Source organism: Thermovirga lienii (assembly GCF_036847465.1).
Taxonomy (GTDB): domain Bacteria; phylum Synergistota; class Synergistia; order Synergistales; family Thermovirgaceae; genus Thermovirga; species Thermovirga lienii.
The window spans coordinates 150,189-163,841 of sequence record NZ_DAITZW010000001.1 but is presented as its reverse complement, the minus strand read 5'-3'; the positions used below and the strand labels follow the sequence as shown (position 1 = coordinate 163,841).

Here is a 13,653-nt window from a genome sequence, read left to right as displayed (position 1 = left end):
TAATTGTTTCAGAAAAACGTAAATACATTGGAGGTGTTAAGATGAGAATGGTAAAGGTGCTGTTATCTGTGTTTTTGGTGTTGACCCTCCTTGGGGGATCTGCCTTTGCAGCGGATACCATTAAAATCGGTGTCCTTGCGCCCCTTACTGGCTTTGCGGCAGCTGACGGTGAGAGTGTCTTAAACTCGGTTAACATCGCAGTCGACAAGATCAATGCGAGCGGTGGGTACTGGGCAAAAAGGTTGAGTTGGTAGTTTACGACGATAGAGCGGACGCAAAGGAAGCCGTTTCCCTTGCCCATAAGTTAATAGGGCAAGACAGAGTGGTAGCAGTAGTAGGTGGCTCTTACAGCATGCCGACAAGAGCGGTGGCTACCTTTTTCCAGGAAGCTCAAATTCCTTTTGTGGCAGCCTATGCCGTACACCCTGATATAACAAAAGCTGGTGACTTCTGCTTCAGAAATGGATTCCTAGCGGAAGTAGAAGGCAAGGCGGCAGCTAAGGTTGCAACAGATATGCTGGGAGCAAAAAGAATTGCTGTACTTTATTCTGATATAGATTTTGGAAGAACTCTTTCAAAGGGCTTTAAAGAGTACATAGAAAACAAAACAACAGGTGTAGAGATAGTATACTCAAAGGCATATCCCTTCAAAGAAAAAGACTACAAACCATACCTTTCTGAGATCAAGGAACTTAACCCCGATCTGATAATGGTCAACGGTTACTATTTCCAGACTGGACCAATTCTAAAACAAGCCAGAGAAATGGGTATCAAATCCATAATACTAGGTGAAGAAGGCGCTGATTCTCCTAAGTTGGTTGAGCTGGCTGGCCCATCTGCAGCTGAAGGATTCATTATAGTTACCAATCTCAATAGGGATGACGAACGTCCAGTCGTACAAAACTTCATCAAAGAATACGAAGGGCGTTACGGCATTGCCCCTGACATGGTAGGTGCATCGGCATATGACGCTCTCACAATCATCGTCGATGCCATTCAAAGGGCTGGAAGCACCGATGGGAAAGCCATAAGAGACGCAATAGCTTCCACTAAGGATTTTGACGGCCTGACTGGCGTCATCAAAGGCTTTAACGAAATAGGAGAAGTTGTAAAGCCTGTACAGGTACAGATAATAAAGTTTGGTAAGTACCATTACTTTGGTGTGGTTGACGACCCAGATATAATAAACCCGTAAGTATCTTTGCGCGGCACCAAAGTTATATAATTAGCGTGTCAAGGTGGGGCGATCGGGATATAGCCGGTCAACCCACCTCTTTATTTGTGTTGTAATTACTTTGCTGGTTCCTTTTGCGAAGGAACTGGGTTAGTATAATATAACTGCACATGCTCTCAAAAAATATCGGAGGGGTCGTTCTAGTGGGAAAAACTAAAACTCAAATAAGCTTCGTACTTCAACATGTGATTTTGGTTGTTTCTTTCATTTATTTCTTTTTTCTCATAGCCTGGGCACCCACATATATAGAGAAACACCAAGTGTTCGGAAGGGGAGAACCTAAAAACGTTCTGATAGCAACAGGTGAAACTGGAAAAACAGTTGCAGAAAAACTATCCAAGGAGGGATTGGTAGACGATCCTGAAGGTTTAATATTCTGGATGGTAAAATTAAGTATAGATAGAAGTATAAAACCAGGCATATATAGAATAAAACCTGGCTCCCCTTGGGAAGTCGCCAAACAATTGCAGACATCAAAACCTTTTACTGAGAAGGTTACCCTTTATCCTGGCAAAACCTACAGAGAAATACAAGAATACTTCAAAAATAATTATAACGAAGATTTCTCGAACGTACTTAAGAAAAAAGGGGCATTTTACCCTTCCGTGCGAGATATTCTTCCAGAAAGGGCTGAGGATAGAATCGTATTCCTACTGCCAGATACTTATTACGTAATCCCCGGAGAAAGCTATGCTTCACAAGCTGTAAAAGCCGCATCAGAAGCGTGGTACAAAAGGGTGGGAAGCGTTATAGGGCAAAGTAACCTAAATAAAGATCACTTGCTTAAAATAGCTACGGTGGCCTCTTTAGTGGAAAAGGAGACAGCATTGGAGGAAGAAAAGAAAACCATAGCAGGTGTGATCTACAATCGCTTAAGTAAAAGCATGCCGCTACAAGTTGATGCTACTGTAGTATATGCATGGGGAGAAAAGGGAATAAAGCTTAATAGGGTTCTTTACAAGCATTTGAAAATAGAATCCTCTTACAACACGTATCTTGTTAAGGGATTACCTCCTGGACCCATTTGTATTCCTTCCATCGGTTCGTGGATGGCTGCGATATTCCCCGAAAAGCATTCCTATTTATTCTACGTAGCTAAAGAAGATGGCAGCCACATCTTTAGTGAAAGTTATAAAGAGCATTTAAAGGCAATAAAGGTGAATAAAAAAAATAAGCAAGACAGCAAATAATTCACCTTAGAAGGAAAGGACTGGTAAGGCTATGGATGACCTATTCAAAATAAGCGAATATATGAGCGAGAAAAACTTGGATCACGGCGATGTATTTTTGCAAAAAACGGACTCTCACACAGTACGTCTAGATAATGGTAAAGTAGAAGAAGTAAAATCAAATCACACCCACGGAACGGGGGTTCGTTTTTTCCTTAATGGAAATACTGTCTACGCTTCCTCGAATGGCACGGATTTAAATGCAATAAGAGCCTGTCTGAAGAATTGCGAAGAAAAAGCAGGAATGACATCAAAGGATATAAACTTCAAAAACAAGGATCTGATTCCTGATAGGTTACATGTAAAGGTTCCAAATATCGAAATATTGGTGGATTTGGAGAAAAAGATACGAAGGGCATCTCCATCGATCAAACAAGTGCTCATAAACATTAGTACATCAAAAAGCGTGATAAAGATCATTTCTTCTGAAGGTAAGATCGTAAACAAAAAAAGAGATTCCTCAAAAGTTTACATACATGTAGTCGTTGAGAAAGACGGCATCCTTTATACGGGAATGGAATCCCACGCAATGGCTTTGGATTTAGATGCCTTTTTAAATAAAAATGATCTAGAGAAAATGGGAGAAAAAGCAATCAAAAGAGCTTTATTACAATCTGAAGCTAAACCATGCCCCGCAGGAGTCATGCAAGTCGTATTGAGCGGTAAAAGTGGAGGAACCATGATCCACGAGGCAGTAGGACATGGATTGGAAGCTGACATTATCAATAAAGATTTCTCCGTTTATAAAGATAAAATAGGGCAAAAGGTAGCAAGCGAACAAATAACCTTAGTGGATGATCCTACATTACCCGATCTATACGGAAGCTATTGTTTTGACGATGAGGGCACAGAAGCTTCGAGGACCATACTCATAGAGAATGGCATACTTAAAAATTACCTCACCGACATTGCCTCCGCATTGCAATACGATCTACCAAAAACTGGAAATGGCAGAAGGGCTTCTTTTAGACATATTCCCATTCCTAGGATGTCGAATACGTTTATACTAGGTAATGGAACCTATGAAAGTGAAGAAATTATCAACTCTGTTCAAAAAGGCCTTTTAGTCATGAAAATGGGAGGGGGCGAAGTGCATCCCACTACAGGTGATTTTGTGTTTCATGTTTCAGAAGGATACTACATAGAGAAAGGACAAATACAATATCCCGTAAAAAATGCCATAATGACAGGAAATGGACCAGAGGTCCTCAATAAAATAACAAAAATTGGGAAGGATTTAATGTTTGATGCTGGAGTTTGCGGAAAATCAGGTCAGGGAGTACCTGTAACTGATGGACAGCCAACTGTTCTAATAGATGAGATAATTGTGGGAGGATCACACGCATAAATGTTGGGAAATGTCTTTTTCTCTCGTAATCAAAAACAGAAAAAAGGAAGCAAAAAGCGGGATAAGGCTCAACAAAAAATAAAAGAACCTTTCCTCACCGAAAGGCGCCTTGCGCTATGCAGAAATATCACGCTTCTATTGGCTATCCTACTAGATTTGTATTTTATAGCTTCATACTTTAGCTTTTACACGGGGAGGATCGGCCATTTTCTTCATAAATACATAATGTTATATGGTGGAGGAGGGGCAATTATCCCTTTGGCTTTTGGGCTTTATTGCTTCATTGCCCTTTTAATCAAGAAACCCATACCCCACTTCTTTCGGCAGCTTGCTGCGACAGTTCTGGTTTATTTCGCATTGTCGTTGGCCTTACATTTGTATAAAACTTCAGGATTCCCAGTATTGATAAAGTTACGCCCATGGATGACGCCTGGACTGTATGGACAGGTAATATCCAATAGCCTACTTATGTTTGCAGGCCCTTTTGGTACCATTCTTTTGGGGTTTGCTGCAGTATTTATTGCACTGTGGCTTTTGGATTTCATTTCATACGGAAAGATTAAACTTGCAATGGAATCATTATTCGAAAAAGCACAGTCACCCCAAAAGGATAGTAAAGCATCACAAGAAGACAGTCACCAAACTGAGAGCGATCTTAGAAGCCCTAAAGTCAAGGACATAGTCGTTAGGAAGCATAAAGGGCAAGAAGTGGGCCAATTTCTGGTGGTAGAAGAAAATTCTGTTGAATGTTCGAACTCACTGGAAGCCATAGATGAAGAAGAAACTGCACAACAAGATAGCGAACTACCGCTAACTTGCGAAGTCGAACAGGGGGTTTTCCCCCCACCTCTAGATATCCTAGGCCCAGAAACCTTTAATTCTGATAAGGATTTTAGCCAGGAACTAATAGATCAAAAAAGTAACAATATAATTGACACGCTGAGGGAGTTCAACATAGAAGCACAGATGGCTGAAGTAGTAGTTGGCCCAACAGTTATCCAGTTCAGGTTACAGCTTGCTCCGGGAGTAAAGGTGAGCAAAGTTGCAGCCTTGACCAACGATCTTGCCGTGGCTCTGGGCGTAGCTAACTTGAGGGTAGAAGCTCCCATACCTGGAACTACATATGTTGGTGTGGAAATACCCAATCCAAAGAGAAAGCCGGTGCATCTCAGGAGCATTATCCAACATAAATCCTTTAGTGAATCAGAAGGAGATCTGCCTATCGCGATAGGAACAACAGTGGACGGAAGACATTTAACCGTTCCTTTAGAGAAGCTACCCCATCTATTGGTAGCAGGAACCACAGGCTCAGGAAAGAGTGTTTTTATATCAAGTTGCATAACCTCCCTTTGCTATGCCAGACGTCCAGAGGAAATGCGCCTTTTACTAATAGATCCTAAACGTGTTGAGATGAAGATATTTGAAAAGTTGCCTCACACTCTTATGCCACCCGTTGTGGAATCTAAAAAGGCAGTACATGCCTTAGCTTGGGCAGTGTCTGAAATGGAAAGACGTTATGAAAAATTCGCTCAGGCCAGAGCAAGAGACCTCAAAACATATAATGCCAAGGTTTTACCAAAGGACCGGTTGCCCTATATAGTAATTGTAATAGATGAACTGGCAGACTTAATGTTTACCTCTCCAAAGGAAGTGGAAGACTATATATGTAGGCTTGCCCAAATGGCGAGGGCCACCGGAATGCACCTTATAATAGCTACACAAAGACCTTCCGTTAACGTTGTAACTGGTTTGATAAAGGCTAACATACCAGCCAGAGTTGCTTTCACTCTGCCATCTCAAACTGATTCAAGAACTGTTATAGATATCGCAGGAGCAGAAAAACTTTTAGGCAGTGGGGATATGTTGTTCCTCACTCCTAGGCTCTCCAAGCCGGTCAGGATGCAAGCACCTATGATAAACGAAACTGCTATAACAAACTTTATAGAATACTTAATTCGCCTATTTGGAGAACCAGAGTACATCGATATAGACACAGCAAATAACAATCACCCAAACGAAGTTGTAGAATCCTATGATCCCCTCTTGGAGCAAGCTTTAGAAATAATAATGCAAACGGGTATAGCCTCTGCCAGTAGATTACAGAGACAGCTTCGCGTTGGTTTCACGAGAGCCGCAAGGTTGATCGATACCCTTGAAAGTTTGGGGATAGTGAGCGCTCCTGATGGTGCTAAACCTAGGGATATATTGGTGGACCTTGAAGAGGCAAAACAAATCTTGGGAGAGCACCTAAAGAGGGACAACGTATGAGAACAAAGAGCTTCCTGGAATTACCTCAAGTTGAAGCAACATTCTCCAAGAGATCTTTAGGCAAAGTGTTAGTTTTTGTGGCTGGTGGGAGAAGACCCGATAAAAAATGGCTTTCTTTCCTGGTCCGAAAAGGATACCCCTTTTGGGCTGTAGATAGAGGATTAATCTATTGTTTGGAAGCAGGTATAACCCCAACCTTGTATATAGGTGATAAGGACAGCATAAGCGAAGAAGAACTGACAAGAGCCCAAAAGACCATGGTGGAGCTTGTAACTTACCCCACCATGAAAGATTTGACGGATCTGCAGTTGGCACTGAAGGAAGCCAGCAACAGATGTGAAAATGCCTCTATATTACTGACAGGATGCTGGGGAGGGAGGTTTGACCACCTTTACAGTATTGTCCACTCTGCGGTTTGGGCAGACGAGTGGGGTATTTCGACCATTGCTATGGCTGATGATAAGGAGATATTGTATTTTTTGAAAGGAAAAACATCGATCTCTCTAGATTTCAAAAAGTTACCTAAAAACATTTCTTTGCTAGCATTATCGGATCATTGTATCGGAGTAAGCATAGATAACGTGGTGTGGCCCCTTCAGGAATACACATTATCACAGCACCACCCCTTCGCGGTGAGCAATAAACTACACCCTTCCTCTGAGAACCAAGGAATTAATGTCAGCGTCCAAAAGGGGTGGCTTGGGGTATACTTGAACTTCTAAATAATAAAAAAGTCAAAAGGGTCCCTTATAGGGCCCTCTTGACTTTGCCAGACTTGAGGCAGCGGGTGCAAATTTTCATCCTGCGAGTCTCGTTTCCACCAAGGTCAACCTTTACACTCTGGAGATTGACCTCCCAACGTCTCTTGGTGTGACGATTGGAATGGCTAACTCTATTACCGGTCGCAGGCCCTCTGCCACAGCATTCGCAAACCTTTGCCATGATAATTCCCCCTTCACTACTAGCCACTTCTTCGACAAGCGAACTGCATTTTACCACGCCTTAACCTTTTTCTGCAACATTGCAAGTGACATGTGCATATTTTTATACTTCGTAGTTAGATTATAGTCTATAATTTCTACCGAGGTGAATGAAAATGACTTTTACAAAAAACATGGAGAGAATACAAGAGATCGTCCAAATGTTGGATTCTGGTAATTTGACCTTGGAAGAATCCGTTGAGCTATTCAAGGAAGGAGTGGAGTTGGTCAAAAATTGCAAGACCTTTCTAGAGAATACAGAGCAGACCATCAGGATTTTATCAGAAGAACTTGAGAAGGATGTCTTCACAACAACCCCTGAAACAGAGGAAGCTGACGATGAGAGATAATGTCCTTCAGAAAGATTTTATCGAATATTATGACAATAAAAAGACGGTTTTCGAAGAACATTTGGGAAATATCTCTAAAAAAGGCCTGCCGAATGTACCAAATACGCTGTGGGAGTCCATGACATACTCTCTCATGGCTGGCGGTAAGCGGATAAGACCTGTCTTAACAATGACCGTAGGCGAGGTTTTCGGCCTGAGAGAAGAGGAAGTCTTGCCTTTAGCTACAGCGGTCGAAATGATACACACCGCCTCTCTTATACATGACGACATGCCATGCATGGATAACGACACATTGCGGAGAGGCAAGCCCACAAACCACGTTGTTTACGGTGAAGCAATGGCTTTATTGGCAGGAGATGCTCTCTTCCTCTATGCAATTGAGCAGGCGATTAGGAACTTGACAGCGATAGGTAACTTAGACAAAAGCAATATAATGGAAGCCGCAAAAACTCTTCTTGAGGCAGCAGGCCCCTCAGGTATTTGTAGCGGACAAGCAATGGATATGCATGAGGCTAATAATTCATTTTTCAGCCCTTGGAAAATAGCATATTATAAGACCGCCACGCTTATAAAAGCAGCTGTTGTGTCACCTGCACAATTGGCAGGTGCCTCTAGCGACGATATAAAGGCTCTAACATCATATGCATCTCATCTTGGAGTAGCTTTTCAGATGGTCGATGATATATTGGACGTAATAGGAGAAAAAAACTCTTTAGGTAAAAATCCAGGTAAGGACGAAGCCCAAGGGAAAAATACATTTATTGCCGTCTACGGACTTGAAGAGGCTGTGAAACTTGCAAGGCTTCACTCGCAAAAATCTATAGGCGCTTTGAGCAAGATCGATAAGGACACTAAATATCTTGCTTCGTTTGCAATCTATTTGGAATCAAGGACATATTAAACATACTAGAGGGTGATGAGCGCTGAATGGTTACTCTTTCTGAAATAAATAACTATAAGGACCTAAAGAACCTCGACGATAAAAATCTAAAAGAGCTTTGCAACTCCATAAGAGAAGAAATTATAACGGTAGTCAGCAATAACGGTGGCCATCTCTCATCATCTTTAGGAGCAGTCGAACTTATTGTTTCTCTATTGAAAGTGTTTGATCCAGAAAAAGACAAAATAATTTTTGATGTCGGTCATCAAAGTTATGCTTACAAGATACTTACTGGCAGGAAAGATAAATTCAAAACCTTGAGACAGTGGGGAGGAATAAGTGGTTTCCCAAATCCTTCAGAGAGCCACTTAGATCACTATATAGGAGGGCATAGCAGCATATCCATTTCTGCAGCTTTAGGGTATGCCAAAGCTAGAGACCTTTTAGGCCAAAACCATCATGTAGTAGCAGTAATAGGGGATGGGGCTCTAATTAACGGCGTTGCCCTGGAAGCTCTAAACAACATAAAAGAAACAAAAAGCAAAGTAATACTTATATTGAACGACAACAAAATGTCCATAAATCAGTGCGTTGGAGGATTCGCTGATCACCTTGCTAAGCTCAGCGTTCATCCTGCTTACACAAAGCTTAAGAAGATAATAAAAGAGCATTGCAAATCTCTACCTAAAGGAGACTCCATAGAAAAAAAAATATCTCACCTCAAACATTCTATTAAACACTTTCTTCAACCGGCAAACATGTTTGAAGAACTAGGGATAAGTTACTGGGGGCCTTTCGATGGCCATAATTTGCAGGAAATGGAGACCATTTTTACCCTTGCTACAAAATATGACAGGTCGCTACTGATACACGTGGTAACCCAAAAGGGTAAAGGTGTTCCATACGCAGAAGAAAAGCCGGAAAAATACCATGGTGTCTCGCCTGCAAAAAAAGAGAAAAACAAAGAGTGTTACAACATAGAATGGTCCTCCAAAAGTTGGAGTGAGGCCTTAGCCGAGACTACTTTGAATCTTGCACAAAATGACCCAAGAATAGTTTGTCTTACAGCAGGAATGAAGGAGGGCTCCAAACTCCATAAGTTCCATGAGACCTTTCCGGACAGATTTTTTGATGTGGGCATAGCTGAGGAACACATGCTTAGTTTCGCGGCAGGTCTGGCTGCAGGAGGCCTTAAACCTATAGTATCAATATACTCAACTTTTCTGCAAAGAGCTTTAGACCAACTGGTTATAGATATCGCCATGCAGAAGCTTCCTGTGGTGATTGCAGTGGATAGAGCCGGCTTGGTTGGAGAGGATGGACCAACTCATCATGGTCTTTTGGATGTATGCTGGGGTCGAAGTATACCTGGTCTAAATATAATGGCGCCTAGGGACCTAATGGAATTAGAATACATGCTCAAAGGTTCCCTCAATAAAAATGAACCATGTATGATCAGATTCCCCAAAGGAACTGCTCCTTTGCGTGTCGGTAGAGGCTCCATATACGGTACCCCTTGGGGGAATGGAATCCTGCTTGAAAAAGGCCAAGAATGGGCCATAATCACCTATGGAACAGGTCTGGTTACTGCGTATGAAGCATGCACCCTAGCGAGAGAGAAAGGTCTTCCAGAACCCTCTATCTTCGACGTTCGTTTCATAAAACCTCTAGATACGGAATCTATCAAAAAGCTCTTATCTGATCATGTGACAATAATAGTTATCGAAGAAAGTTACAAGGCCGGAGGGCTAGGGGAAGCTATATGTGACATTGCTGCCACCGAGGGATTCCTTGTTAAACTAAAATCGATAAGCATTCAGGACCAATTTGTCCCTCATGGTTCAAGACAAGATCAGCTAAAAGCATGTAACTTAACCGCTGAAGAGGTGGTGAAATTATACCTTGCAAACTGATAAAGAACGTTTGGATGTGCTAGTAGTAGAAAGAGGATTGGTTGAATCCCGAAACAAGGCAAAAGAACTAATACTTTCAGGGAAAATACTAGTGGATGGAATTCCTGTAAGGAAACCTGGATCCATAGTATCCAAAGGCAGTAATGTTGTTTTGACCTCGGAAGAAAAAAGTTGGGTTAGTAGAGGAGCATATAAGCTCATTAAGGCACTAGACGTCTTTGGCATAGATCCAACGGGATGCTGTTGTGTGGACATAGGAGCTTCCACAGGAGGTTTCACCGAGGTGCTGTTGGAAAGGGGCGCCAGGATGGTATATGCCGTAGATGTAGGGTACGGGCAATTGGCGTGGAAACTAAGGCAAGATCCAAGGGTAAAGGTAATGGAACGAACCAATGCTAGATACCTTACTCCTGAGATGTTCGAAAAAACCATTGACCTAATAAGCATCGATGTGTCTTTTATATCTTTAAAATTAATACTACCTGTAGCAGAAAAACTACTGAGAAGCAATGGCTACTGCATATGTTTAGTTAAACCCCAATTCGAAGCAGGAAGAGAAAAAGTAGGGAAAAATGGGGTAATAAAAGATCCAAACGTGCATTTGATGGTTTTATCCCAACTACTTGACTTCATAGATAAGGAGACGAATTTCAAGTTGTGTAATGCAGACTTTTCTCCGATACTGGGCCCAAAAGGCAACAGAGAGTTTCTTTTCTTGCTAAAGAAAAATGGAGAAACAGATCAAGAAAACATTAAAATAACGAAAGAAAAGCTGGAAGAAGTAGTCAAGTCCTCACATGAGAAAGAAAGTTTCATGTAACAAAAGCTACAAGGAAGGAGAAATACGAATTGAACAAAAATAATAACCTTAAAATTGGAATGCTCATAAATACCAAAAAGACAGAAGCTTTACTCATAGCAGAAAGACTGCTACGGTGGAGTAAAACAAAAGGGATACCTATGCTCCTTCCACCTCATGAAGCTCATGTGTTAGGAACTCCAGAGGTTCCTGACGAGGAGTGGAAAAAGAATGTGGACGTGGCAATCGTCTTAGGAGGAGATGGAACCTTCTTAAGGGCGGCTAGATACGTAATCGGGGCAAATATTCCTTTATACGGAATTAACGCTGGGCAGCTAGGCTTCCTTTCCTGTGGCAATAAAGATGAAGCCGAAGAGGACCTGGAGCTAATCGTTAAGGGCGAATATACGATTCAATCTAGAAGGTTACTCCATGGAGAAATATATAGGGAAGACTCAAAAAAGCATCAACTCTTTGCATTGAATGACTTAGTAGTTACCAAAGGTTCCTTTGCTAGGCTGGTTAGCTTGGGAATTTACGTAAATGGAAGACACCTCACGGATCTCAGAGCAGATGGAGTAGTAATTTCTACTCCTACAGGCTCCACGGCTTATGCATTATCCGCAGGGGGACCTATAGTTCCACCTCACGTTCCTTGTGTGATTCTTGCTCCAATATGTGCACACACTCTTTACTCAAGACCAATGATATTGAGTGATAACGATATAATAACCATAGTTCCGGAGGGCCAAAATCGGGAGATCATGCTGACTCAAGATGGACAGCTTGGATATGAATTGTTGCCAGGGGATCGAATAGACATGTGGCTGGACAAAGAAAAAACCATAAGCATTATAACGCTGCGGGGCAGGGATTATTATGCCCTTCTACAAGAAAAATTCAAATGGGGCCACACGTACGAATAACTTTCCGCCTTGTTATATTTTCATCCTTTAAGGAGAGATGTGTACATTATGCTAAGAGAACTACACCTCAAAAATATAGGTGGTATCTCAAGAGCTTCCTTAGCACTCAAAGGCTCTTTCGTTGTCATAACTGGTGAGAGCGGTGCCGGAAAAAGCAGCCTAATAAGGGCTCTTGAGCTTGTTGCAGGCAAACGAGCTCAATCCACCTTTATAAAGGCAGGTAAGGATGAAGCCCACATAGAAGCAGTTTTTCATGTAACTAATACTGATGACGATGAACTACTTGAAATAATGGGCGAAGATGAATTTCTTTTCGTAAAAAGAACCCTGTCCATAAATGGTAGAACCAAAACCTATATCCAAAACAAGCTGTCTCCTTTATCGTACGTAAATACCATCATGGAGAAAATAATGGGGATACAAAGCCAGTTTTCCCAGCTTGAACTTCTTGATCCACAAAAACAACTTAACCTTCTTGATGGAGCAGGGGGAGAAGATCTTTTAGCAATAAAAAACAAGCTTGCTGACATTTACGCAGAAGCCGTAAAGAAAGAAAAAGAGCTCATTCAACTTCTCAAAAGACAAGAGAGCATAAAGAAAAAGTTTGAAGAGTCAAGAGAGATAATCGAGGAAGCAAGGTCGTTGAATTTAAATCCCCAAAGCGAAAAATTATGGGAAGAACAATTAATAAAAATACAAGCTAAGAGAAAGCATTTGTCGAAAATCCAGGAGACATTGGACAGACTTACTGGAGGTCAGGCCGATTTAGGATTGATACAGGAAGTTGCCCACCTGTTCATCGAGGCTAGAGAAGGATTGCTTGAGTTTGCAGTGGCTGATGAAGAAACCATCAGGAAAAATGAAGAGATCGTACTGGAAAGCTTGGAAAAACTTGAGAAATTATGCATGGCAGTAGTAAAGAAGCATTCAACTCATGATTTGGATAAAGAGTTAGCGTTTATGGAAAAATCCCTTGGAACCCTTCGAAAAGTAAAAAGGGCAACGGGATGCAAAACAGCAGAAGAAGTTATAGAGTTTATAAAAGAAATGGACAGCAACTTGAAGTGGCTCCAAAACAGCAAAAATCTCATTCTTCAGCTAAAAAGTACTAATATGGAAAATCGAAGGGAAATTAGTAAGATAGCTTTGGAGTTGAGGGAAGCAAGACAAAAGGCCGCTTTGCTTTTAGAGGATAGAGTAAACAGGATACTTAAGGATTTAGCAATGGAGGATTTTGAGTTCGCTGTTTCTTTGTCTCCTACGAGCAAAGTGAAGCAAAACGGAGCGGATGTGGTTTCTTTTGTGCTGAAAAAAGGGGAGGAGCTACAAGGACCAGTATCAAAAATAGCCTCTGGAGGCGAGTTGAGCAGACTACTATTGGCCCTTCAAATAGCAGCTTCAGACAAAATGTTGCCCAAAGTGCTCGTATATGATGAAGTGGAGGCGGGCTTAGGCGGAAAAGCAGCAAGATTGGCAGGAATAAAGTTAAGGGAGCTATCATCAAAATGCCAAGTAATATTGGTTACCCATGAGGCTTCCATTGCAGCCCTTGCGGACCAACATTTTTTGGTATGTAAAGACGGAGATGATACAATCGTAAAAGAAGTAACTGGAGAAGAGAGAATTCTTGAAGTGGCGAGAATGCTGGCAGGTAATGAAGATGCTCCAGAGGCTATAGAACATGCAAAAGCCCTTGTTACAAATGTCAGCTGGATATAAAACCAAA

General features: G+C 41.7%; 13 protein-coding genes. 12 read left to right on the top strand and 1 reads right to left on the bottom strand.

The features are described 5' to 3' along the window. Nucleotides 1–41: 41 nt before the first annotated feature. The 6 genes from V7Z69_RS00840 (at nucleotide 42) to V7Z69_RS00815 (ending at nucleotide 6,801) form a co-directional block, all read left to right on the top strand. Nucleotides 42–254: a hypothetical protein gene (locus V7Z69_RS00840; RefSeq protein WP_334138132.1), complete on the top strand. Its 213-nt coding sequence runs from the start codon at nucleotides 42–44 to the stop codon at nucleotides 252–254. Next, nucleotides 248–1,195 carry an ABC transporter substrate-binding protein gene (locus V7Z69_RS00835; protein WP_334138131.1) on the top strand — a complete coding sequence of 316 codons (948 nt, stop codon included), beginning with the start codon at nucleotides 248–250 and terminating at the stop codon, nucleotides 1,193–1,195. Before V7Z69_RS00840 ends, V7Z69_RS00835 begins: the two co-directional genes overlap by 7 nt. A gap of 182 nt (nucleotides 1,196–1,377) precedes the next feature. Beyond that, the gene (mltG, locus tag V7Z69_RS00830; protein ID WP_014163169.1) at nucleotides 1,378–2,424 is read left to right on the top strand and encodes an endolytic transglycosylase MltG; all 1,047 of its coding nucleotides are present in this window, start codon (nucleotides 1,378–1,380) and stop codon (nucleotides 2,422–2,424) included. Between the two features lie 61 nt (nucleotides 2,425–2,485). Beyond that, nucleotides 2,486–3,811, top strand: coding sequence for a TldD/PmbA family protein (locus V7Z69_RS00825; protein ID WP_334138130.1), 1,326 nt, complete (start codon nucleotides 2,486–2,488; stop codon nucleotides 3,809–3,811). A 258-nt stretch (nucleotides 3,812–4,069) separates the two neighbouring features. After that, the gene (locus V7Z69_RS00820) at nucleotides 4,070–6,079 is read left to right on the top strand and encodes a DNA translocase FtsK (protein WP_334138128.1); all 2,010 of its coding nucleotides are present in this window, start codon (nucleotides 4,070–4,072) and stop codon (nucleotides 6,077–6,079) included. After that, nucleotides 6,076–6,801 (top strand): thiamine diphosphokinase, encoded by a 726-nt coding sequence (locus tag V7Z69_RS00815; RefSeq protein WP_334138127.1) that lies wholly within the window; start codon nucleotides 6,076–6,078, stop codon nucleotides 6,799–6,801. The genes V7Z69_RS00820 and V7Z69_RS00815 overlap by 4 nt, the downstream gene beginning before the upstream one ends. 25 nt (nucleotides 6,802–6,826) lie before the next feature. On the opposite strand, the gene rpmB is transcribed toward V7Z69_RS00815, so the two are convergent. Beyond that, complete coding sequence (rpmB, locus tag V7Z69_RS00810; protein WP_014163165.1) at nucleotides 6,827–7,021, bottom strand: 50S ribosomal protein L28; 195 nt, start codon at nucleotides 7,019–7,021, stop codon at nucleotides 6,827–6,829. A 154-nt stretch (nucleotides 7,022–7,175) separates the two neighbouring features. On the opposite strand from rpmB, the gene xseB reads away from it, so the two are divergent. From xseB to V7Z69_RS00780, 6 genes are read left to right on the top strand one after another with little or no spacing between them, the layout of a single operon-like run. Further along, nucleotides 7,176–7,409 carry an exodeoxyribonuclease VII small subunit gene (xseB, locus tag V7Z69_RS00805; protein WP_014163164.1) on the top strand — a complete coding sequence of 78 codons (234 nt, stop codon included), beginning with the start codon at nucleotides 7,176–7,178 and terminating at the stop codon, nucleotides 7,407–7,409. Continuing rightward, nucleotides 7,399–8,310 (top strand): polyprenyl synthetase family protein, encoded by a 912-nt coding sequence (locus tag V7Z69_RS00800; RefSeq protein WP_014163163.1) that lies wholly within the window; start codon nucleotides 7,399–7,401, stop codon nucleotides 8,308–8,310. The genes xseB and V7Z69_RS00800 overlap by 11 nt, the downstream gene beginning before the upstream one ends. Nucleotides 8,311–8,336: 26 nt before the next feature. After that, on the top strand, nucleotides 8,337–10,202 hold the full coding sequence (gene dxs, locus V7Z69_RS00795; protein ID WP_334138125.1) for a 1-deoxy-D-xylulose-5-phosphate synthase: 1,866 nt from the start codon (nucleotides 8,337–8,339) through the stop codon (nucleotides 10,200–10,202). Further along, nucleotides 10,192–11,022 carry a TlyA family RNA methyltransferase gene (locus tag V7Z69_RS00790; protein ID WP_334138123.1) on the top strand — a complete coding sequence of 277 codons (831 nt, stop codon included), beginning with the start codon at nucleotides 10,192–10,194 and terminating at the stop codon, nucleotides 11,020–11,022. The genes dxs and V7Z69_RS00790 overlap by 11 nt, the downstream gene beginning before the upstream one ends. A gap of 29 nt (nucleotides 11,023–11,051) precedes the next feature. Further along, nucleotides 11,052–11,927, top strand: a complete 876-nt coding sequence (locus V7Z69_RS00785; protein WP_014163160.1) for an NAD(+)/NADH kinase — start codon at nucleotides 11,052–11,054, stop codon at nucleotides 11,925–11,927. A 48-nt stretch (nucleotides 11,928–11,975) separates the two neighbouring features. After that, nucleotides 11,976–13,646 (top strand): DNA repair protein RecN, encoded by a 1,671-nt coding sequence (locus tag V7Z69_RS00780; RefSeq protein WP_014163159.1) that lies wholly within the window; start codon nucleotides 11,976–11,978, stop codon nucleotides 13,644–13,646. Nucleotides 13,647–13,653: the final 7 nt, after the last annotated feature.